This window comes from Hoeflea algicola, assembly GCF_026619415.1.
Taxonomy (GTDB): domain Bacteria; phylum Pseudomonadota; class Alphaproteobacteria; order Rhizobiales; family Rhizobiaceae; genus Hoeflea; species Hoeflea algicola.
Window position 1 is genome coordinate 675,965 of the sequence record NZ_JAOVZR010000001.1, and the last position, 20,715, is coordinate 696,679.

Annotated in this window: 19 protein-coding genes, 1 tRNA gene and 3 pseudogenes; 7 read left to right on the top strand and 16 right to left on the bottom strand. The window is 59.3% G+C overall.

Annotation, left to right across the window (positions count from 1 at the left end; genetic code table 11):
- Positions 1-7: 7 nt before the first annotated feature.
- The 3 genes from OEG84_RS03415 to OEG84_RS03425 all read right to left on the bottom strand — a co-directional run bounded on the left by OEG84_RS03415 (position 8) and on the right by OEG84_RS03425 (position 1,597).
- Positions 8-724, bottom strand: coding sequence for an LrgB family protein (locus tag OEG84_RS03415; protein ID WP_267652436.1), 717 nt, complete (start codon positions 722-724; stop codon positions 8-10).
- Positions 717-1,085: a CidA/LrgA family protein gene (locus OEG84_RS03420; RefSeq protein ID WP_267652437.1), complete on the bottom strand. Its 369-nt coding sequence runs from the start codon at positions 1,083-1,085 to the stop codon at positions 717-719. Before OEG84_RS03420 ends, OEG84_RS03415 begins: the two co-directional genes overlap by 8 nt.
- Before the next feature lie 74 nt (positions 1,086-1,159).
- Positions 1,160-1,597 carry a YqaA family protein gene (locus tag OEG84_RS03425; RefSeq protein WP_267652438.1) on the bottom strand — a complete coding sequence of 146 codons (438 nt, stop codon included), beginning with the start codon at positions 1,595-1,597 and terminating at the stop codon, positions 1,160-1,162.
- A 216-nt stretch (positions 1,598-1,813) separates the two neighbouring features.
- Between OEG84_RS03425 and OEG84_RS03430 the strand changes: the two genes are divergently transcribed.
- Together OEG84_RS03430 and OEG84_RS03435 are read left to right on the top strand one after the other, a co-directional pair.
- On the top strand, positions 1,814-2,260 hold the full coding sequence (locus tag OEG84_RS03430; RefSeq protein WP_267652439.1) for a MarR family winged helix-turn-helix transcriptional regulator: 447 nt from the start codon (positions 1,814-1,816) through the stop codon (positions 2,258-2,260).
- A 113-nt stretch (positions 2,261-2,373) separates the two neighbouring features.
- Complete coding sequence (locus OEG84_RS03435; protein ID WP_267652440.1) at positions 2,374-3,291, top strand: DMT family transporter; 918 nt, start codon at positions 2,374-2,376, stop codon at positions 3,289-3,291.
- Between the two features lie 4 nt (positions 3,292-3,295).
- Here OEG84_RS03435 and OEG84_RS03440 read toward each other — a convergent pair whose 3' ends face one another.
- The 4 genes from OEG84_RS03440 to OEG84_RS03455 form a co-directional block, all read right to left on the bottom strand.
- Positions 3,296-4,780 (bottom strand): carboxypeptidase M32, encoded by a 1,485-nt coding sequence (locus OEG84_RS03440; RefSeq protein WP_267652441.1) that lies wholly within the window; start codon positions 4,778-4,780, stop codon positions 3,296-3,298.
- A gap of 139 nt (positions 4,781-4,919) precedes the next feature.
- The gene (locus tag OEG84_RS03445; RefSeq protein ID WP_267652442.1) at positions 4,920-5,474 is read right to left on the bottom strand and encodes an AAA family ATPase; all 555 of its coding nucleotides are present in this window, start codon (positions 5,472-5,474) and stop codon (positions 4,920-4,922) included.
- 210 nt (positions 5,475-5,684) lie between these two features.
- Positions 5,685-6,371, bottom strand: a complete 687-nt coding sequence (locus OEG84_RS03450; protein WP_324288168.1) for a DedA family protein — start codon at positions 6,369-6,371, stop codon at positions 5,685-5,687.
- Between the two features lie 5 nt (positions 6,372-6,376).
- Entirely contained in the window at positions 6,377-6,928 is a 552-nt protein-coding gene (locus OEG84_RS03455; RefSeq protein ID WP_267656072.1) for a phosphatase PAP2 family protein, read from the bottom strand.
- A gap of 267 nt (positions 6,929-7,195) precedes the next feature.
- On the opposite strand from OEG84_RS03455, the gene OEG84_RS03460 reads away from it, so the two are divergent.
- On the top strand, positions 7,196-8,284 hold the full coding sequence (locus OEG84_RS03460) for a CaiB/BaiF CoA transferase family protein (RefSeq protein WP_267652443.1): 1,089 nt from the start codon (positions 7,196-7,198) through the stop codon (positions 8,282-8,284).
- Positions 8,285-8,326: 42 nt separating this feature from the next.
- Here the strand turns inward: OEG84_RS03460 and OEG84_RS03465 are convergent, their stop codons facing one another.
- The 9 genes and pseudogenes from OEG84_RS03465 to OEG84_RS03505 form a co-directional block, all read right to left on the bottom strand.
- On the bottom strand, positions 8,327-8,845 hold the full coding sequence (locus OEG84_RS03465; protein WP_267652444.1) for a YbaK/EbsC family protein: 519 nt from the start codon (positions 8,843-8,845) through the stop codon (positions 8,327-8,329).
- Positions 8,842-9,666, bottom strand: a pseudogene (locus tag OEG84_RS03470) (MBL fold metallo-hydrolase). Before OEG84_RS03470 ends, OEG84_RS03465 begins: the two are co-directional and overlap by 4 nt.
- Positions 9,663-10,445, bottom strand: coding sequence for a TatD family hydrolase (locus tag OEG84_RS03475; protein WP_267652445.1), 783 nt, complete (start codon positions 10,443-10,445; stop codon positions 9,663-9,665). The pseudogene OEG84_RS03470 and the gene OEG84_RS03475 overlap by 4 nt, the downstream one beginning before the upstream one ends.
- A gap of 4 nt (positions 10,446-10,449) precedes the next feature.
- Positions 10,450-11,994, bottom strand: a complete 1,545-nt coding sequence (gene metG, locus OEG84_RS03480) for a methionine--tRNA ligase (protein ID WP_267652446.1) — start codon at positions 11,992-11,994, stop codon at positions 10,450-10,452.
- A 100-nt stretch (positions 11,995-12,094) separates the two neighbouring features.
- Positions 12,095-13,119: pseudogene (locus OEG84_RS03485) on the bottom strand (DNA polymerase III subunit delta').
- Positions 13,116-13,795: pseudogene (gene tmk, locus OEG84_RS03490) on the bottom strand (dTMP kinase). Before tmk ends, OEG84_RS03485 begins: the two co-directional pseudogenes overlap by 4 nt.
- Before the next feature lie 127 nt (positions 13,796-13,922).
- Positions 13,923-15,074: a D-alanyl-D-alanine carboxypeptidase family protein gene (locus tag OEG84_RS03495; protein ID WP_425602818.1), complete on the bottom strand. Its 1,152-nt coding sequence runs from the start codon at positions 15,072-15,074 to the stop codon at positions 13,923-13,925.
- A 336-nt stretch (positions 15,075-15,410) separates the two neighbouring features.
- Positions 15,411-16,472: a septal ring lytic transglycosylase RlpA family protein gene (locus OEG84_RS25325; protein WP_324288169.1), complete on the bottom strand. Its 1,062-nt coding sequence runs from the start codon at positions 16,470-16,472 to the stop codon at positions 15,411-15,413.
- A gap of 243 nt (positions 16,473-16,715) precedes the next feature.
- Complete coding sequence (locus OEG84_RS03505) at positions 16,716-17,111, bottom strand: hypothetical protein (RefSeq protein ID WP_267652447.1); 396 nt, start codon at positions 17,109-17,111, stop codon at positions 16,716-16,718.
- 282 nt (positions 17,112-17,393) lie between these two features.
- Here OEG84_RS03505 and OEG84_RS03510 point away from each other — a divergent pair.
- The 4 genes from OEG84_RS03510 to OEG84_RS03525 all read left to right on the top strand — a co-directional run bounded on the left by OEG84_RS03510 (position 17,394) and on the right by OEG84_RS03525 (position 20,661).
- Positions 17,394-17,483, top strand: a tRNA-Ser gene (locus OEG84_RS03510).
- 273 nt (positions 17,484-17,756) lie between these two features.
- On the top strand, positions 17,757-19,022 hold the full coding sequence (locus OEG84_RS03515; protein ID WP_267652448.1) for a hypothetical protein: 1,266 nt from the start codon (positions 17,757-17,759) through the stop codon (positions 19,020-19,022).
- A 98-nt stretch (positions 19,023-19,120) separates the two neighbouring features.
- On the top strand, positions 19,121-20,230 hold the full coding sequence (locus OEG84_RS03520) for an SH3 domain-containing protein (protein WP_267652449.1): 1,110 nt from the start codon (positions 19,121-19,123) through the stop codon (positions 20,228-20,230).
- Positions 20,231-20,517: 287 nt separating this feature from the next.
- Positions 20,518-20,661 carry a hypothetical protein gene (locus tag OEG84_RS03525; protein ID WP_267652450.1) on the top strand — a complete coding sequence of 48 codons (144 nt, stop codon included), beginning with the start codon at positions 20,518-20,520 and terminating at the stop codon, positions 20,659-20,661.
- Positions 20,662-20,715: the final 54 nt, after the last annotated feature.

The window sequence follows — 20,715 nt, forward strand, 5'->3', positions numbered from 1 at the left end:
GTTCCTCTTAGAAAAACAACCGCCACAGGATTGGCAGCAGAATTGCGGTTGCCAGTGCATTAAGGCCCATGGCGAGGCCTGAGAAGGCACCGGCCAGCTCATTGACCTGCAGCGCCCGCGCCGTGCCGATGCCGTGGCTGGCGGTGCCGAGCGCCAGCCCCCGCGCGCGCCAGTCCTTGACGCCGATCAGATTGAGCAGCGGTGGGCCGAGGACGGCGCCCAGTATCCCGGTCAGGATCACCAGCACCGCGGTCAGAGACGGCAGGCCGCCCAGTTGCTCGGTAATCCCCATCGCCACAGGTGCGGTGACGGACTTCGGCGCCAGAGACAGCAGGGTCTCGCGGCTGGCGCCAAGCACCCAGCCGAGGCCGATAGCGGATCCGATCGCCGTCAGCGAGCCGCACAGCAAGCTGGTAATCAGGGCCAGTGCCGAGCGGCGGACACGGTCGAACTGCCGGTAAAGCGGGATCGCCAGCGCCACGGTGGCGGGGCCGAGCAGGAAATGCACAAACTGTGCGCCTTCGAAATAGGTCTCGTAACTGGTTCCGCTGAGTGTCAGCAGCCCGACGACAACGATCACCGCCGTGAGTACCGGGTTGAGAAACGGTTTGTGGCCGGAGCGGTCATAGAGCCATGTACCGGCTTGGAATGCCGCCAGTGTGAGCGTGAGGAACATCAGCGGGCTGGCGCTGAGATAGACCCAGACGTCGGTGAGCTTACCCATTGTCTGCCTCCGCACTATCGGAACTGCCGGCGCGGGCAAGCCGGTTCATCACCAGCGCTGTTACCGCGATGGTTGCCAGTGTGGAGCCGACGAGCGCGACAGAGATCGGCAGCCAGTCCTGCCCGAGCAGGCCCATATGCGCCATCACGCCAACACCGGCCGGCACGAAAAGCAGCGCCAGATGCCTGAGCAATGTATCGGCCACTGCGCCGATATCGTCAGGCACAGATCCTTTGATGGCAAGCAGCGTGAACAGGATCACCATGCCGGCTACCGGACCGGGTACCGGCAGGCCGGCAAAACGGGTAATCAATTCGCCGGCCAACTGGCAGCAAAGTATGAGGGTCAGGGCTGAAAGCATGATCGGCATCCTGTCAGGCGGGAGATGCGGGCAGGGGAGATACTGCCAGATTCCCCTGCTTCACCCCAGCCGTATTATGACACTGCGTCAATGCCTGCTGCCAGCACCGCATAGCGCCCGATCTTGCCGATCGACACCAGCAGCAGGAACCGCCATAGCGGTTCGCGCATGATGCCCGCCACCAAGGTCAGCGGGTCGCCGATGATCGGAACCCAGGCCAGCAAGAGCGACCAGTAGCCAAATCGCTGGTACTGCGTCTGCGCGCGCTGCAACTGTGCGTGGCTGGCGGGAAACCATCTCTTGTCCCGATACCGCTCGACGCCGCGGCCAATCAGCCAGTTGAGAACAGATCCCAATATATTGCCAAGACTGGCGACAGCTACCAGCGCTGTCACCGGTTGACCGCCAGCAAGGATCAGGCCGGCAAGCACGCTTTCCGACTGTGCCGGAACCAGCGTGGCGGCAAGAAGCGAGGCGAGAAACAGGCTTGTATAGGCGGCCAGATCCGGCATCGGCGAGTGGGCTCCCAACAATATGCGACGGCCGACTTCGGGCACGCGCGGATCTGCGGCGGTAACAGGGATTGGCCTTACAGGCCATCGTGCCGCGACGCCAGAAGCCATTCCGTGAAAACCGTTCCGCCGGACCAGCAGAGGGAAGGGGGGCACCATTGCCAAGAATAGCACGCTATGTAAATATGCATAGCACACTAATGGAGTTGCCACAAAATGGTTGATGCTGGAGAATCTGTCGGACAAATGGCTGCGCATCTGGCGCGGATTCACAATGCTTGCCTGAAAACACGGCTACAGCCGCTGGGGTTGTCGCCGGCCCAGTTCCAGGCGCTGGCGGCGCTTGATCTGCACGGCGAACAAACCCAGCGCGCTCTTGCCGGTGTTCTGGCCGTCGAACAGGCGACCATGGCCAACACGCTGTCGCGAATGGAGCGCGACGGACTGATCGAGCGCAAGCCACACCCTGATGACGGCCGCGCGCAGCTGATCCGGCTGACCGAGCGGGCCCGCGAACGCATAGAACCGGCGCGGCAGGCAGCACGCGCAGCCGACCAGGTGCTGCTTGATGGTTTGCCCATGGCCGAACAGGCTCTTTTTGTCAGCATGCTGGGCCGGGTGAACGGCGCGATGGAAAAGGCTGCCCTGGACTCGCCGGGTTGAAATCTTGCTGCACCGGAAATTGTCAGCATTCCAATTGCTTGCAAAAGCGGGTAGGGACGGTGGTGCCCGTCAGACGGGACTTTCATCCAATCCGACAACCGGGGTTTACTCAAATGGACAACATGCGCGGCATTGTGCTGATGGTACTCGGCATGCTTGGTTTTGCCGCCGAAGACATGTTCATCAAGCTTGCCTCGGCCGGGCTGCCGGTGGGCGAGATCCTTGCCATCCTCGGTATTCCGAGCGCCATTTTCTTTGCGGTGCTGGCGCGTGCACGCGGCGCCAACCCGTTCTCGCGCGACTTTCTGCATCCCGCGGTGCTGATCCGCAACCTGTCAGAGATGGTCGGATCGGTCGGCTTCGTGATGTCGCTGGCGCTGATTCCGTTGGCCACAGCCACCACGATCCTGCAGGCAACGCCACTGTTCGTGACCATGGGAGCGGCGCTGGTGCTGCGCGAAGCTGTGGGCTGGCGGCGCTGGACGGCGATTTTGGTCGGTTTTTTCGGGGTCGTGCTGGTGATTCGACCCGGGTTGAGCGGGTTTGATCCCAACGTGATGTGGGCGGTTATGGGTGTTATCGGCCTGTCGATCAGGGACCTGGCGAGCCGCAAGGTGCCGAAATCGATTTCCTCGCTGCAACTAGCCGTCTGGGGATTTTCAGCTGTTGGAATCATTGGCCTGATCATGAGCGTGTACAGCGGTGGGGCCAAAATGCCGACCGGCAATGAATCACTGTTCCTGCTTGGCGCGCTGTTGATCGGCAGCGTTGCCTACTGGACCCTGACCGAAGCCACGCGCGTCGGCGAGATTGCCGTCGTCACGCCGTTTCGCTATTCGCGACTGGTGTTTTCCACCATTGTCGGCGCCATCGTGTTTTACGAATACCCCGATACCTACACGCTTGTCGGCGCCGCGATCATCATCGCCACCGGGCTTTACACACTAGTGCGCGAGCGCAAGCGCCGCCGCCAGGAAGCCGCGCTTGCCCGGGAGGCGGCACAACAGGCGGCCGCCTCCGGCATCTATTGAATTTTCAGGCGCCGTAGCGGGTCTTTAGGTGTGCAATGAAATACGCCGGATTGAGGTCCTCGCCGGTAGCCTGGCGAAGGATCTCCGGGGTTGATCCCATCGAGGCCTTCAGCCAGATATTGTCGCGCCGCCAGGTGTTTACAGTGGTGAAATCACCTGCCGCGATTTCCTCGTTGATATCGGGGTGAGACCTGGAAATCGTCGCCCATTGCTGTGCGGCCATCATCGCGCCAAGTGTGTAGGACGGGAAATAGCCGAAAGCGCCGGACGGCCAGTGGACATCCTGCATCGGCCCATTCTGCGGGGCGTCCAGGCTGGAGATGCCAAGGTAGTCGCCCATCTTGGCGTCCCAGGCCTCCGGCAGGTCCTTGACTTCAAGCCGACCGGCCAGCAGATCCTGCTCCAACTCGTAACGCAAGATCACGTGCAGCGGGTAGGTGACCTCGTCGGCGTCAACCCGGATCAACCCGCGCTTGACCTGGTGAACATGCGGCAACAAGTCGTCCATCGCCCAGTCCTCGCCAAGATGGCTGGCGACGTGCGGCAGGGCGAATGTCCAGAACGCCGGATTGCGGCCGATCTGCTTTTCCACAAACAGGCTCTGGCTTTCGTGGATCGACATGCCGCGCGCCTTGCCCGAGGGCCAGTGCGCCCAGTCTTTCGGCAGGTTCTGCTCATAAAGTCCGTGGCCGGTTTCGTGCAGGATGCCCATCAGCGCCGGCAGGAATTCATCGGTGCGATAGCGCGTGGTCAGGCGCACATCGGTGGGTACACCGCCACAGAAGGGATGATCCGATACCGACAGGCTGCCATGGTTCATGTCGAAACCGACGGCCTTCATCATGGCGATTCCCAGCGCCTTTTGCTTTTCCACCGGATAGATGCCTGAAAGCGGCTTTAGCGGCCTCTTGGCCCTCTTTTCATCCTGTATTTTCAGAGCCTTGGGAACGAAATCGACCAGAAACGCCTTCAACTCTGCAAACACAGGGGTGATGGTTTCGGTGCGGTTGCCCGGATCGAATTGCTCCATCAACGCGTCATAGGGCGCAAGCCCGAGCAGCTCGGCGCGCATTGCCGCTTCCTCGCGTACCAGTTCGACCACGCCTTCAAGAGCCGGGCGAAAACCCACCCAGTCGCCTTTGGGCCGCGCCGTGCGCCACAATTGCTCCGAGCGCATGCCGGTGCGCATCTTGTGTTCGACAAAATCAGCGGGCAGGCAGGTCAGGTTGACATAGCTGCGTTCGAGTTCGGCAACGGCTGTTTGTTGCGCCTGATCCAGCGTCTCTGTCTTGGCGGCCTCGATCCAGTCTCGCACCTGTGGCGCCGTGGCCTGGCGGTGATACATGCCCGACAAACCGGCCATCGCCTCGGCGCGCTGTTCGCCACCGCCGGGCGCCATCGCCGTTGCTTCATCCACGCCCAGTATCGACAGCGCATGTTCGAGCGCAATGAGGGATCGGCAATGGGCGTCGAGCTTGGCGAATGACATGACTGGCTCCGGACTGGGAAAGAGATGCCAACCCGGATAGGCCAAGCCGCGATGCGCCGCAAGGGGCAACGGCTTGCGATGTCACACTGGAACAATGCCACGTCAAACCGGGGCAGGCGCTTGCACCTGCTATTGGTTGTCAGCCTCTAACCGGCGCGGGACCAGATCGTTTCAAGGCCTCGATGACAAAATCAGCACGATCGCTGACACTGGCTTTGGGCAGGATCCGGATATCATAGCCCAACTGCGGATAGACATGGCACAGGCGCTGATACTCGGTCACGGCCGCCGCGAAATCATGGCGGCGCTCGCTGTCGGTTTGATAGATTTCCGGCCATGGCGGTGTCATGAATACGGTTTTGTTATAGGGCCGCGGACTGAACTGGTTGGCTGTCAGAGTTTCGCAGCGCGCTTGCGCCAGTGCCGATGCCGCGTCGATGATGCCACGATCGAAAAATACCCAGCCGATGGCATCAAGCCGGGCTGCGTGGTCAGCAAGTGCCATTTCCAGCGCACGCCGCGCGAATGCTTCCATATCGGTCCACGGCAACGCCGTACCGTGTGCTGCACGTTGATCTACGACGACGCGACGACCCGGTTCTTCGACAACCGCATGACCGCGCCGCGCCAGTTCATTCAGAAGGGTGGATTTGCCGCCGCCGGAACAGCCGGAAATGACCACGAAACGATCCATGGGTATTCTCCTCAAATGCCTGCTTGAAGGGATTGGCGAGGGATGAGTTGTGGGAGCGGCAGGGGGAAACCACTATGCGATCTTTGTGCTGCGGCGCAGTCAGGCTTCTGGTTTGCGGCTGTTTGTATGTGGATGCAGTGATCCGTCCGTACACAGTAAAACAAAGATCGCATAAGATGGATTATGGAACTGGAGAATATTCCAGCGTGTTCAAACGGTTGGTCTGGATGCCTGAGTGCTGGGCCGAACCTTTAATGCCAGCGGTCCGGGAAACGCCATCTCGGCGCGCAGTTCAAGCTGCTTTTCGTGGTGACGGAAAAACATCACCCCAATGACAGCCAGCACCAGACCGGCCACCAGCAAGGACAAGCCCACCGGCGCTGCAAGCCTGGTTATCGATTGCCCGAACGTATAGGCGCCGAGGCCGAACACGGATGCCCAGCATACGCCGCCCAGCGTGTTCATGACCATGAAGCGACGCCATTCCATCTGATTGGCGCCAGCAAGCAGCGCTGCGAATGCCCGCAGGAATGCGACAAAGCGACCGAAGAACACGATCTTTCCGCCGTGCAGCAAAAACAGATACTGGCCGACTTTCAAACGCGCCTCATGGAGACGGACATGACGACCGTGGCGAACCAACAGGTTGAATCCGATCGTGCGACCGATCAGATAGCCGATATTGTCGCCGATTACAGCGGCAAGTGCGGCGACAGCGATGATTGATGCGATCTCAATTCCATGGGTTGATCCGGCATACAACGACGCCGAGACCAGCGCCGTTTCTCCCGGCACCGGCACGCCCATGCTTTCGATCGTGATCAGCACGAACACAACCCACAGCCCATAGGCTTGAACGAGATCGTGCACCAGCGTGCCAGAGAGAAAATGCAGCATTTCCATCATAAGATCGCAGTCACGAAGCGATCAAGCCGTGTGCCTTCGCGGTAGGCCAAGCGAACCGCCAAAGCAGCAGCCATGGCCGTTGCCGCAGCGCCAATAATGTCGGCTGCATAATGGGTGCCGATGTAGATCCGCGAAAAGGCAATGAGAACTGCGGCCAGCATAAACACCATGCCGCGTCGCGTCATGCCGTGCAGCAGGAAAGCGGCCGCAATCGCCATACTGGCGGTGGCGTGGTCGGAGGGAAAGGAAAAATCAGCGCTTCTGGCAATCAAAAGATCGGTCACTCCATTGTCATAAGGCCGAATTCTGGACACGAACAAAAGAACAATCTGGTTAAGCGCCAATCCGAGCAAAAAGGAAAGCCCGGATGCGATCAGAACATGGCGGACATGCTCCCGGTTCGGCCTTGTCCACCACTGGCAGGCTACGGCCAGCACCAGGATCGGGATGCCAAATTCGGATGTTGCGATCATGACAGCGTCGAGCGTGGGATTCAGGCCGGATAGTCCATTGATCCAACGCGTTACAGCAACATCCAGCCCGTACATCCAGCCATCTCCCCATTCTCCGCCCTGCCCTTGGCGTCCATTCGGCATCAATTCCGAACAAGGCTGGCCGGTCTCTACCGGTGTTCACCCCGGCTTCAAACACCCGTTTGGCGTCACCGTCGAGCTTTTTCTCGCAGATCTTCTGGCTCTCTGCGGTTTTCGCGTCGCGTATTCCCGTATAGATGTCGAGCTTGCATCGGCGTATGTCCCATGTATGAAAGGGTTTCTCGGCCCAACGAACAAATTTCCAGACAAGGACCGGAACGGATGCTCGACGGACTGCGGATCATCGAAATTGAAGGTCTTGGACCGGCGCCTTTTGCCGGCATGCTGCTGGCCGATCTTGGCGCCGATGTCATTATCGTTCACCGCAAGGGTGGCAAGCCGGCACCTGGCATGCCCGAGCGTTCACTGATTGACCGCGGCAAGCGCTCGATCGAGCTGGATCTGAAGGCGCCCGACGATGTGGATCGTCTCCAGCGGCTGGTTGCGCGGTCGGAAGCCTTGATCGAAGGGTTTCGGCCCGGCGTGATGGAGCGGCTGGGGCTTGGGCCTGAAGACTTGGCGGTGATCAATGCCGATCTGGTCTATGGCCGCATGACCGGCTGGGGCCAAGGCGGACCGAGGGCCATGACCGCTGGTCACGATCTCAATTACATCTCGGTCTCGGGTGCGGCCTGGTTTTCGGGTAGTCCCGGTGAACCGCCATTGACACCGCCGACGCTGGTGGGCGACATCGGTGGCGGCGCGCTCTATCTTACAGTGGGCGTGCTTGCCGGCGTGATGGCAGCGCGTGCGGGGCGCGGTGGCTGCGTGGTCGACGCGGCGATCGTCGATGGTTCCGCGCACATGATGAACCTGCTGATGGCGCTGGCCCAGACCGGTGGCCTCTCGATGACACGCGGCCAGAGCCTGCTTGATGGACCGCACTGGAGCCGGACCTATGCCTGTTCCGACGGTGGCTTTATTTCCGTGCAATGTCTTGAGCCGAAATTCTACGCCGAATTGCTGACCCGACTGAAACTCGCGGGGGATCCCGATTTGACCTCTCAGTTCGATCGAAGCCAATGGCCACGTCAGACAGCACTGTTGGCCGGTGTTTTTGTGCGCCAACCACGCAACCACTGGGAACACTTGTTCGCCGGGTCGGATGCATGCGTGGCCCCTACCCTGAGCCCCGTCGAAGCGATGGCCGAGCCGCACATGGCGGCGCGCAACATCTGGCAACAGATTGACGGCGTGCTGCAGGCAGCACCCGCGCCGCGTTTTTCGTCCCGCCCGGACGCCACACCCGGCAAGATCCCGGTGCGCGGTCAGCACACAGAAGAAATTCTGAATTGGTTGGAAGACGATTGAACGTCGGCGCAGCCTGGACGTCTCGGAGCCATAGCAAGGTGTTCAGTCCGGGGTACGCACGTCGATAATGTCCGCTTCAATGGCCTTGGCCAGTGCTGTCGGGTCGACGCTGAACACGCTGTCGGGACGGCCGGCGGCGGCCCACACTTCGTCATGGGCGAGCAGGCTTCGGTCCATGTAGATCGGGATCGGCGCCAGATGCCCGATCGGCGCCACGCCACCAATCGCAAAACCGGTCTCGTCGCGCACCCGCCGAACCTCGCAGCGCGTGAACGACAAGCCGTAATGGCTCGAAATATATTCCATATCAGCGTTGTGTGCGCCGGAAACCAGCATCAGATTGAGTTGGCGTGTTGCCTGATTTTCAAACACCAGCGATTTGACGATCTGGGCAACCTTGCAGCCCGCGGCATCCGCCGCTTCCTGGGCGGTGCGGGTCGATTGCGCCATCTTCATGATGCGGATCGACAGCCCTGCGTCAGTGGCTGCTGCGGCCACCCGCGCCATGCTCGAGCCCGCCGGTATCAAATCCGGTGTCATTTCGGTTGCAGTCTCGCTCATGTATCCACCTCCGCCTCGATAGTCAGTCCATCATATCCTGGTTCAACCCGATCGGGCGTTTCATTGAGAACCGTCTCGTAATCGAGCGGCACGTGCATATGGGTGAGATAGGCGCACTTCGGGTCGAGTTTTTCGATCCACCACAGCGCCTGGTCAATCGACAAGTGGCTGGGGTGCGGCTTGTATTGAAGCGAGTCGATAATCAGCACATCGAGACCCTGCAGCCGCTCGATAGTCTTCTGCGGAAAATCGCTGACATCGCAGCAATAGGCGACATTGCCGATGCGATAGCCCAGCGAACGGATCGTGCCGTGTTTCTGATCGAGCGGCAGAAGTTCGATCGTGCCGCCGGCGCCGGTCACGCGGATCGGTTGATCAAGCGAGTTGATCAGTACCGGCATGGTGATGGGCGGATACTCGCTGCCCTCAGGCGTCTCCAGGCAATAGCCGAAGCCAACGCGGATCTCGCGCCATTGTTTCGGGGTCGGCGTGGATCGGGATTCGTTGCCGCTGCGACAGTGCAAAGCCACGCAGATCGTCGATCCCGTGCACATGGTCAGCATGCGAATGGGTGTAGAGCACCGCATCAATGTGGCGCACCTTGTTGGCGATCATCTGCTCCCGGAAATCCGGCCCGGTGTCGACCACAACGGTGGTCTCCCCACCATCTGGTCCGATCTGGCGGATCAGGAAGGCAGCGCGGGTCCGCCGGTTTTTGGATTACTTGGGTCGCAGGCGCCCCAATCGCCGTTGACGCGTGGCACGCCTGGCGAGGAGGCGCAGCCAAGGAGGACGAACTCGCGGCGGTATCGGACAGTCACAGCGACGGCATCTTGGAGAAGCAGCGAAAGGCGTTCTCGGTCGTAATCCGGGCCATCTCCTCATAGGAGACGCCTTTAACTTCGGCCAGAACTTCCGCCGTGTTGACGACATAGGACGGTTCGTTGCGCTTGCCGCGCCAGCGTTTGGGCGCGAGATATGGCGCGTCGGTTTCCACCAGCAGCCGGTCCATCGGTACGGTTTTGGCAATATCGCGCAGCTCGGTCGACTTTGGAAAAGTCAGAATGCCGGTAAATGAAATATACCCGCCGAGCGCGACACCAGTGTCGGCAAGCGCCTGACCCGCCGAAAAGCAATGCAGGATGAACGGGAAGGCCCCCTTCCCTGTTTCCTCGGTCAGGATCGCCGCCATGTCGTCATCAGCGCTGCGGCTGTGAATGACCAACGGCAGTTGTGTCCGCCGCGCGGCTTCGATGTGGCGGCGAAACCCCGTCTTCTGGTCCTCGGGCTTTTGCGTGTCGTAGAAATAATCGAGCCCAGCTTCGCCGATCGCCACCACCTTGGTGTTGGCTTCGGCCAGACGCACCAGCTCGTCGGCCGTCACATCCAGCTCTTCATCGGCATTGTTGGGATGAGTGCCCACCGAGCAGAACACGCTGGGATAGCGTTCGGTCAGCGCCAGCAGTGTGTCGAGTTTTTTCACGCGCGTCGAGATCGTCACCATCTGCGTGACGCCCGCCGCGTGTGCGCGCGCGACCAGTTCGTCGCGTTCCGCATCAAAATCGGCGAAATCGAGGTGGCAATGGGTGTCAATCAACATTCGCTCACGCCTCCTCAGGCGCGACATAGCGCGGGAAGATTGGCGCCGGCTTGTCGATCGGTGTACCTGCCACCAAACGCCCGATCTCACCAAGGGCGGCGAAATCGCGCTTGTCAGCAGGTGCGGCGACCAGGTCAAGTAATTTACCCGCCGATTCCGGCATGAAGGGCAGCAGCAGGATCGAGATCTGGCGCACGGTCTCTGCCGTGACGTAGAGCACAGTTTCCATCCGTGCCGGATCGGTCTTTTTCAGCGCCCAGGGCTCATGACTGGCGAAATAGCGGTCGCCATCGGCCACGACGTCGATGATCGAGGCCAGAGCCTTGTGGATCTGGAAATCCGCCATATCGGCGCGTACGCTTTCAATCACATTGTCTATGGTGGCCAAAAGCGCCTTATCTTCATCGGTCAAGGGACCGCAGGCTGGCATCTTGCCATCGCAGTTCTTGTTGATCATCGACAAGGACCGGCTGGCGAGATTGCCAATGCCATTGGCAAGATCGGAATTAATCCGGGTGGCGATCGTTTCGGGGCTGTAGCTGCCGTCCTGTCCGAACGGCACTTCACGCATGAAGAAATAGCGCACCTGATCAAGCCCATAGGCATCAATCAGCGCGAAGGGGTCGACCACATTGCCGATCGATTTGGACATTTTCTCGCCCTTGACCAGCAGAAAGCCGTGCGCAAACACCTTGGCTGGAAGCGCCAGCCCGGCCGACATCAGGAAGGCGGGCCAGTATACAGCGTGGAACCGCACAATGTCCTTGCCGATCATGTGGACGGCAGGCCAGTAGTTCCACTTGTCTGAAGCCTCATCGGGAAAGCCGGCAGCCGTGATATAGTTGGTCAGCGCATCAACCCAGACATACATGACATGCTTGTCATCGCCCGGCACCGGAACGCCCCAGTCGAATGTCGTGCGCGAAATCGACAGGTCTCTTAAGCCCGATTTGACGAAGCTCGCCACTTCATTGCGCCGCTCAGCAGGCGCCACGAATTCAGGGTTTGTCTCGAACAGTTCCAAGAGTTTGTCTTCATAGGCCGACAGTCGAAAATAATAGCTTTCTTCCTCCACCCATTCGACCGGTGAGCCAAGCGGTTCGCGGCGGACGCCATCTTCACCAAGGGTAGTTTCAGCCTCGTCAAAATAAGCTTCCTGGCGGACCGAATACCAGCCGCCATAATTGCCCAGATAGATATCGCCATTGGCTTCCATCCGCTTCCACAATTCCTGCACCGAAATTCGGTGGCGCTCTTCTGTTGTGCGGATGAAATCGTCATTGGAGCAATTGAGCTGGACCAGCATGTAGCGGAACACAGCGGAATTCTTGTCCGCCAGTTCAATCGGCTTGATGCCTTCCTTCTCGGCGGTCTGCTGCATCTTCTGGCCATGCTCGTCGGTGCCCGACAGGAAAAACACATCCTTGCCGTCAAGCCGCTGGAACCGCGCAGCAACATCGGTCGCGATCGCCGTGTAGGCGTGGCCGATATGCGGGACCCCGTTGGGATAGAAGATAGGTGTGGTGATGTAAAAACGCTCGGTGCTCATGATAGCCTTCGAATTTCATGTCCGGGGCCGGACCTACTATTGGCTCCATGCCCGCCGCCGTCATAAGCGATAAAGTGGGCCGATGCCATGCCAGAAGTTCCTAGCGGCCTTCAAAAAACAGTGTAAAGACATGCATAACCGTCTGTTTGCGGTCCAGATTATAGGCTGCCGCGGTGGCAAAATGCTCGACCAGCACCGCCGACAACCGCGCCAGCCGGTCGGCTTCCATGAGATCGCCGGCCGCGCCCGCATCATGCGCCATGGCCCGCACACGGTCGACCGCCAATTCGGTAAAGAACTGGTAGGCCACATCGCGGTCGCGCGCGGCCAGCGTTTCGGCGAGCTTGTGGATCGGTTCGCGTTTGGCAAGGTTGCCGCTCTCCAGAATAGCTACAAAGGCCTCGGCAATGTCAGCGCCGCCATAATTGCGCATCAGCAACGCCCTGGCGACGCTGCCTTCACTGAGCCGGACGATCGCATCGTTCTCGCCCGGTGCGTTGCCCAGATGCCCCAGCGCCCGGTTCACATCGGGGGGGACAATGGCTGCAGCCGCAGCGACAGGCAGCGCGAACGGATGGTCGGTAGCAGCCGGCCCGGCGTATGCGAAAGCACCAGGAACAGTGATTGTTTCGGCGGCTCCTCCAGGATTTTGAGAATGGCGTTGGCGGCATTGCGGTTGAGGTCATCGGCGGGATCGATGATCGCGATCCGCCAGTTGCCGGTGCCTGAGGTCTGGTTGAAGAATTTGCCGGCCCTGCGCACCTCGTCGACGGTAATGACCGATTTGGTCTTGCCGGTCTTCTCATCCACCGGACGCGCCAGGTGCAGCAGGTGATGCGACGCCCCCGACGCGATCTGCCTGCTGACCATGTCGTTGGGGTCTGGGTCCGCAAGCCGGTCTGGTGCTGACGAAGGATCGGGATGGGAGAGCACGTGATGGGCAAACCGGTAAGCCAGTGTCGCCTTGCCAATGCCTTCCGCACCCTCGATCAGGATGGCGTGATGCATGCGGCCGGATCGGTAGGCGTTGGCCAGAAATGACTGCGCCGAATCATGTCCAAAAAGCACGGTGTTCTGCGAGGGCGGGATCGCTCCCTCCAATAGACCGGTTTGGGCGCCGCTCATGCCGGATGTTTCGGTGTTGGTGTATCCACCTCACCATCCTGGAGTAAGGGCTCTAACGCCGCCAGGATGGCCAGCGCAACCGCGTCTTCGGACTGGTTGGCGTCGACCAGCTTGCAGCGGTCCGGTTCGTTGCGGGTCAGATCCCTGAATGCTTCGCGCCGCTTTTCGTGGGTGGCGAGTTCTTCCTTCTCGAAGCGGTCGGGTGCAGCCCCTCGCCTTCGCGCGCCTTGGCCCGCCCGAGCCCGGCCTCTGCCGGAAGGTCGAGCACCAGCGTCAGGTCCGGCACCATGCCATTGACGGCAATCCGCTCCAGATTGGCCATGAATTGCGGCTCCAGATTGCCGGTGACGCCTTGGTAGACGCGGCTTGAATCCATGAATCGGTCGCACAGCACGATCGTGCCCTCGGCAATCGCCGGACGAATGACTTCCTCGACATGGTCGCTGCGGGCTGCGGCAAACAGGATGGCTTCCATGCGCACGCCGAATTCCTCGGCTGCGCCCGACAACAGCACGTGGCGCACGGCTTCCGCGCCAAGCGAGCCGCCCGGCTCGCGCGTGACCAGCACGTCATGACCGCGGCGCCGGAGCACATTGGCCAAACGGTGGATCTGGGTCGACTTGCCGACACCCTCGCCGCCTTCAAATGTGATGAAGCGCCCTGTGCTTTTGCTCACGTCTGGTTATCCCGATCGCCGCCAACGCAACGTGCGTCGGGGATCTGTTGTTGGTTTGGTCCCGGTATTCCGGGCTCACCCCGTGTCTAGAGCATATTGCAATGGAATTGAACGGTTGCACGCTGCCTTATCGCCAGAATTGCGCAAGTTCGAGCAATGCATCCAGTGCCTGGCTGTGCAACGTACCCTTGGAGACCGAATTGACCGCAAAAAGCGGCGTTTCCTGAGACAGCGTGTCGCCGATATATACCTTGAGCACGCCAATTTCCGCACCTGCTTCAAGCGGCGCGCGCAATGGCCAGTGATAGGTGATTCGTGCAGTTAGCCGGTCCGGGTAGGTGATCGGCAGCAAGATGTCGACCGGTCCTTTAGCCTTCATGATAGCCGGGTTCTCGCCACCATAGACGCCGACCTCGGCGATCGTTTCACCCTCTTCAAACAATTGCTTGCGGTCGAAGGCGCGAATACCCCATTCCAGAATCTTGCGGGCTTCTTCGGCGCGTTCGCGCAGGCTCGCCATACCGCTCATCGCCAGAAACAGCCGTCGCCCATCGCGCTTGATTGACGAGACGATGCCGTAACCCGATTCCTCGGTAAAGCCGGTCTTCAGGCCGTCAACACCGATGTCGAGACCTAAGAGCGGGTTGCGGTTGCGCTGCTTGATCTTGTTCCAGGTAAAATCGGGTTCTGAATAATACTTGTAGAACTGCGGATAGGTGGTCTGGATATGTCGCGCCAGCGTCACCAGATCCTTCATAGTCACCTTGGAATCGGGATGCGGCAGGCCGGTCGAATTGCCGAATACAGAGTTGGTCAGACCGATGGCGTGCGCGCGCTCCGTCATCAGCCGGGCAAAATTGTCTTCCGAGCCGGCCATCCCCTCGGCAATGATGATGCAGCCGTCGTTGGCCGATTGCACGATAACGCCGCGGATCAGGTCTTCCAGCCGGATCGAGGATTTCAGTTCGGCGAACATGGTGGATGTGCGAGACGCCGCCCCGCCGGTGCGCCAGGCATTTTCGGAGACCTGAAACGTATCGTCCAGCGTCAGACGTCCGCTCTCGATCGCGTTGAACACCACTTCCATGGTCATCAGTTTGGCCAGCGACGCCGGCGGAACCTGGTCGTTTTCATTCTTGGCAAACAGAACCGTGCCGGTATCGGCATCGACCAGATAGGCCTGCTTGGCCCGGGTCTCGAACAATTGCGCCGCCGCTGGCAGGGTGCCAACCAGCAGCGTCAAGGCAATTAACAGGCTACCAAGGAGTGGCCGGAACATCATAGCCATCCATCATGAGAGAAGCGATCGGGGCGTAAACCGCAATCTAGCAATCAAGCCCATAAAAATCAATGGTTTGGGTGAATTTGATGATGATCGACAATCCAACCGTGGTGGTTTTGGCCAATTCGGGACATATCCGTAATAAAAGGTATCTCTCAAACCAAAACCTTGACGCGACCGATATGGTTTTAAGTGGACGCAAGGTGCTTCAATGCAAAAGGCGTGCAACCACGACATCCGCGCCAAAGCGGAAATTCAGAATATCAAGGTCTCAGAGTGATCTGGACAGCCAGCCCCGTGGACGCGCGCGTGTGACTGAAGGTATTGGCACCGTCAGCGGCGGTTGTCGCGCCCGCGCAAAACCGTGTCGAACCGTGCAGAGATCGAGGTCACGCGGCCGCCCCAATATGCGGCGCCGATTTCACGCAGGCCGGCGCCAGCCTCGCCGGGATCAGCGTCGAGTGCCGCCACCGGGATCTGGTAGGAGGGCCGGTCAGGCACAACCGGGCCGACAGTCGGCAGACCGGTTCCCAACGGGAAACCGACAAATGTAGCCGCCGTGGCGTTTGCGACAGGGGCCTGAAACGCGGTTGACGTACTGATGGCCGCCGGTGGGGCCATGGTAGCCGAGGCCGCTTTGACGCCCGGAAAGCTGGTCACCGCGTCATTCATCGCCAGCATCACACCGGTCGCGATATTGCCGCCGATCGGTGCATCGGAACCGCCTGGCCGGTAGCTTGCCATCAGATAACGGGTGTCGTCACCCTCCACCGGCGCCCGGCCGACATATTCAACACGGACAGCGGCGACGCCTTCGTGTTTCATGTCCAAAAGTTCGGCCGCCTTGTTGGACAGATCGATGATCCGGCCATGGGCGAACGGACCACGATCATTAACCCGGACGATGACCGAATTGCCATTCTTCTTGTTGGTCACCCGGGCATAGCTCGGCAACGGAAAAGTCGGGTGTGCGGCAGACAGGTGGAACTGGTCGTAAATCTCGCCATTGGCGGTCAGCCGGCCGTGAAAATTCGGGCCATACCAGGATGCTAGTCCGGCCCGGTCGTAGTCCGGATCTTCCTTTGGCGTGTACCATTTGCCCCGTACCCGGTAGGGCTTGCCCACCAGCGCCCGGCCGCCACCCTTTTTGGGCCGCTTGGAGGCCGAAACCCGCGGGCTGGCCGCGACGCCATATTCGGAAACCGAAAATTTGCTCTTGGTGTTGATGAAGGAGCTTGAGGACTTGCTGCTTGATTTGGACGTGGACCCGCAACCGGCAAGCCCTACCGAAAGCAGGGCAAGGATCGACAGGCAGGCCGCGCGACGCAGCCCTGCTTCGAAATTGATACGGTTTTTCTGTCCCACGCCGGTACTCGATGCTCTGGCGGTTGCCATTTGGATTTGGCAGCATGTCCCCTGCAAACCCGTCCCCTTCGATCAATGCGGTCGATGTCATTATCGAAGCTTTAATTCGCCGCGCAAGATGGCGAAAATGCGTTGATGGCCACATTCGGCGGCGCAAAAGCGGTCAACATGGTGAAATTTCTGTCAATATTTGCCATTCGGATACTGCCCAACCTGTCGGCGACGAGACCCGGGTGTGTCCCCTGCACCTGCCGTGCGCCCTGCCCTGCGGGTCTACCCTTCGATTCGGGCGCGGCCGCGGCGGCCATCCTGGCGAACCCAGTCGAGCGATCTTTCGCCGGTTTTGGTGATCGTGAAGCAGGTCGGCTTGCCCTCATACCAACTCGGCCATTGCTGGCACAGATTGCTGCCCTTGACCCACCAGCGCCCGGTTTCCTTTGGCGCCAGGAACTTGCCGAGACCGAACGCGGTGCCGTCGCCGGTCACCGTACCTGAGCGCTTGTAGTTCAGTGGAAACTCACCGCCAAAAGGCGTTGCCAGATAAACCCGCTTCCCATTGACGAAGTCCTTGAGCTCGCTGCCCGCAAGCGGCTCGGCACGAACGCCCGTGGCTAGCAAGGCGCAAACGCTGGCTACTGCCAGAATGAAGGACGAAAATCGTGCGAACATGCTTTGGCTCCCTTAAAATGTGTCTGAACTGTCATGCTCTACGCGCCGCACCCGCGTCCGGTTTCAGGATATGCCGACAAATTTGATCAAAGGGCCAGGTAACCGGCGCAGCAGGATGCTCGTCACGCCGGTAGGCGGCGGCTCGGATCATGGTTCGAAACAAGTTGACGCAACACCTGAGGCAAGGCTAAAAGCGCGCTCGAACCGCAATCGGGCTGGCGCCCCGGACCCGGTGCCTGTCATCGGCATTGGCAACCGGAGTTCGCTCAGTCCCGAACATCCGGAGGGGTGGCCGAGCGGTTTAAGGCACCGGTCTTGAAAACCGGCGTGCGGGAGACCGTACCGTGGGTTCGAATCCCACCCCCTCCGCCACAAGCCACTGAAAAAAATGATCAAAATTGGTTGACAGTTCCTCCGAATTTTTGGAGCGCCGTGCAACATTGTCAACATAAGTTGCAACAATGCTGCAACTGCAGACGTGTTGCAGAATGACGGATTTGGTGTTGCAAGTGAAATCTATGCTTGACCCATGCGCCGCCGGCACTGAGCCTTGTTGAAGTGCCCCATCCTTAATGGGCGTTTCAAAGGTGGCCAGATGGTGATTGCAGCAATTAAGACTCGGGCAAAGTCCCGTCATAGTCATCGGTGACCTCAGAGCTGGGACATATCCCAGCCCCACCGCAGGAACATCGCGCCCCACCCCGTCAACAAATTTGGACAGCCAATCAGCGCCGACTGAAATATATTCGGAAGCGCGATCCGAACCGTGATCGCCCGCTTAGCCTCAACTGGCGTTGCGACGTCAAGGAAATTGCCGCTCTTTTGGAGCTACCACCTGTCCGCTCTGCGAAGGGCGCGCGCGTTCAGGCGGTGATTGTCGCCGATGCCCTTTTGGCGGCACATTACGATCCAGAACGCAGGATTTCATATTCAAGACGCAATGCCTGGTGGCACGGTGCCCGCCTATATCACGACTCCGACTTTTCCTTTTACACTGTGATCCCGACCATTGACGGCCTGATCGAGGCTGGCATCCTTGTCGATCACGATTTACGTCCAGCAGGTTTGTCGAGCGGCATTCAATCAAGCTATCGCCCTGCGCGTTGGCTGGCTGACGTCGGCTTGCCGAAACTGCATCACGAGGTCGGCGAGCTGATCCGACTGAAAGATGCGGACGGCAAAATGACGGATTACAAGGACACAAAGCGGGTCATCCGAGATCGCGCGCTTCTTTCCAAAATCAACCTTGCCGTTGCCGAAGCTGACATCAGGATCAAATCTCCCGACGCGGTTATCGAGGGCGATGTGGTGCGGTTCGGCAAGCAAGCCATCTATACGACCCAAAAAGCACTGTACCGCGTCTATAAAGGCTCTTGGACGCTGGGAGGGCGCTACTATGGAGCTTGGTGGCAGTCTTGTCCGCCCAGGCATAGGAAATTCATTACAATCAATGGTCAGGCCACCGTTGAGCGTGACTATAGCCAGATTCACCCGCGGCTGTTGTACAAGATGGCAGGGCAAACGCTGAATGGTGACGCCTATGAGGTTTCGGGTTGGCACCGCGACCTTGGAAAAATTGCATTCAACATGATTTTGAACGCACAGACCTTGTCGCGCGCACAGAGAGCCCTGGCGGATGCCCTCCAAGGCGACATGGATGCCGCCAAGGAGTTGATTGAGGACATCAAGACCAAGCACCCCAATGTCCAGGAATATTTTCACACGGGCATAGGAATGCGCCTGCAGAATATCGATTCAGAAATGTGTCGTAGCGTTCTCTCAGAGCTTCACAGGAAGAGCATCATCGCTCTGCCTATCCATGACTCCTTCATAGTTGCTGAAGAGCACGAGAAGGCGCTTGAAAAGGCTATGAAGACGGCCCTGGATCGGTCCATGCCGTGCAAGCGATAGAACGGTTGCCCGCGATGTGAGTTGCCATCTTGGGACAACCGCGAGTAGTCTGCTGTAAGCCTAAAATTAGGGGTGGGCGTCGCAGGCATAGGTGGGCTATGAAGAATTGGATTGTCGTCGGGATTGCGTTCGCAAGTTGCCTGCTTCTACCCAAGGCAGGTACTGCCGAAGTGCAGTTTGAAGCAGCTACGACCCCGGATGGAACAGTGATTGTTGCACAGGGCGATTTTGCGAACGGTCAGAACTTTGCCCGGTTCGAACGCTTGGTCCAGTCCAGCAAGGCGACTGTAGTGACCTTCAACTCTCCGGGAGGCAATACCTTTGCTGCCATGGAGTTTGGACGGTTGATCCGTTCACTTGGATTGTCCACCGTCCAGCTCAGAGCCGCCGAATGCGCTTCTGCATGCGCACTGGCATTCATGGGTGGCGTCCAGAGGTTTGCCGACCCCGGATCGATTGGCGTTCACCGCTCGTCATTCAGCGCCGAAGCCGGTATGGACAGCAGAACAGCTGTGTCAGCGATCCAGTCCGCGACGGCGGACATGATCACCTACATGATCGACATGGGTATTGATCCCGGTCTGCTTCAGGTGGCTTTAAAGTATGACAGTGACGACATGCGCTACCTCTCTTCCAGCGAAATGACACAGTACCGGCTGACCCAAATAACGGCTGCTTTGCCTCGCGTCCCCGTCCCCGTCCCCGCACCTGCAAGGCGAACCGAACCGGACCAAGCAAGTTCTGTTGGAATGGCGGGCCTTGTTCGGCATCCGAGAGGGCAGATCGAATTGAAGTCCGGGCCAGATGAAGCGACACAGGCGTTGGCGCGGATCAAGAACGGAGCACCGGTGCAGATCATCGGTGACGACAACGGATGGTACGTGGTGCGATACTCGAATTTGCAGGGCTACGCACATCACACATGGCTGATGGTCGAGGGATTTGCCACTCGTGAGTTCGATAAAAAATACATACAGATCAAAAGCTTCTTAAAGTATTCTGATGCTGCATCCTACGTGAGAAACTCGCCCATAAAGCTCAAGGCATTTCTTGCAACCAACGGCTGGTACGCGATTAGCTTGGCCGAACCGGTGTCCTCCTCAATGGCCGTCGACCTCATTAAGGAGCTGAAGGCCCAGCGGCTTGTCCCAGACGATGCATTCGCCACATATGGCAACAACTATGTGAAGTTGGCCTGCTGCCAATAGACCCTCCTATGGCAGCCTGTTTGTCCGGATGAGAGCCTGGGAACAATCCCGAGCTCTCTCGTCTGGTGCATGTTGGGAAATTTCAAGAAGCCTCGGGGCTACAGGCGGTTGCGGCAAGCGAGGGCTACGCGATCAGCCTTCGTTGCCACAAGGATCGAGGAAAACCAAGGCGTTGTTCAGCAGCCTGCTAGATTAGCAGCGGGGTGCATGGAACCAGCTACCCTCCACTGCGTTGTTGTGAAGAAGCCATGCTGCGACACGCTGAGGATAATTTAGGAACCCAAATCATGATCAAAGAAAAATCTAAACCAAACCAACCGCTGACTTTTGTGACGCGCGACATTGATCCGAAGGACACGCTTCTGCCGATGCTGATCGGTGGGCTTGTGCTGATAGTGCTCGGCGCGATCGTGGTCATGATGTTTGTCTGACAGCGTATTTCATGTAGATAGCGATCCGAGTGACACTCTGGTAGTCTAAATCTC

Bases quoted from the DNA above. Each gene is read 5' to 3' on its own strand.
- OEG84_RS03415 (WP_267652436.1), bottom strand. From the start codon at position 724: ATGGGTAAGCTCACCGACGTCTGGGTCTATCTCAGCGCCAGCCCGCTG.
- OEG84_RS03420 (WP_267652437.1), bottom strand. From the start codon at position 1,085: ATGCTTTCAGCCCTGACCCTCATACTTTGCTGCCAGTTGGCCGGCGAA.
- OEG84_RS03425 (WP_267652438.1), bottom strand. From the start codon at position 1,597: ATGCCGGATCTGGCCGCCTATACAAGCCTGTTTCTCGCCTCGCTTCTT.
- OEG84_RS03430 (WP_267652439.1), top strand. From the start codon at position 1,814: ATGGTTGATGCTGGAGAATCTGTCGGACAAATGGCTGCGCATCTGGCG.
- OEG84_RS03435 (WP_267652440.1), top strand. From the start codon at position 2,374: ATGGACAACATGCGCGGCATTGTGCTGATGGTACTCGGCATGCTTGGT.
- OEG84_RS03440 (WP_267652441.1), bottom strand. From the start codon at position 4,780: ATGTCATTCGCCAAGCTCGACGCCCATTGCCGATCCCTCATTGCGCTC.
- OEG84_RS03445 (WP_267652442.1), bottom strand. From the start codon at position 5,474: ATGGATCGTTTCGTGGTCATTTCCGGCTGTTCCGGCGGCGGCAAATCC.
- OEG84_RS03450 (WP_324288168.1), bottom strand. From the start codon at position 6,371: ATGCTGCATTTTCTCTCTGGCACGCTGGTGCACGATCTCGTTCAAGCC.
- OEG84_RS03455 (WP_267656072.1), bottom strand. From the start codon at position 6,928: ATGTACGGGCTGGATGTTGCTGTAACGCGTTGGATCAATGGACTATCC.
- OEG84_RS03460 (WP_267652443.1), top strand. From the start codon at position 7,196: ATGCTCGACGGACTGCGGATCATCGAAATTGAAGGTCTTGGACCGGCG.
- OEG84_RS03465 (WP_267652444.1), bottom strand. From the start codon at position 8,845: ATGAGCGAGACTGCAACCGAAATGACACCGGATTTGATACCGGCGGGC.
- OEG84_RS03475 (WP_267652445.1), bottom strand. From the start codon at position 10,445: ATGTTGATTGACACCCATTGCCACCTCGATTTCGCCGATTTTGATGCG.
- metG (WP_267652446.1), bottom strand. From the start codon at position 11,994: ATGAGCACCGAGCGTTTTTACATCACCACACCTATCTTCTATCCCAAC.
- OEG84_RS03495 (WP_425602818.1), bottom strand. From the start codon at position 15,074: ATGTTCCGGCCACTCCTTGGTAGCCTGTTAATTGCCTTGACGCTGCTG.
- OEG84_RS25325 (WP_324288169.1), bottom strand. From the start codon at position 16,472: ATGGCAACCGCCAGAGCATCGAGTACCGGCGTGGGACAGAAAAACCGT.
- OEG84_RS03505 (WP_267652447.1), bottom strand. From the start codon at position 17,111: ATGTTCGCACGATTTTCGTCCTTCATTCTGGCAGTAGCCAGCGTTTGC.
- OEG84_RS03520 (WP_267652449.1), top strand. From the start codon at position 19,121: ATGAAGAATTGGATTGTCGTCGGGATTGCGTTCGCAAGTTGCCTGCTT.
- OEG84_RS03525 (WP_267652450.1), top strand. From the start codon at position 20,518: ATGATCAAAGAAAAATCTAAACCAAACCAACCGCTGACTTTTGTGACG.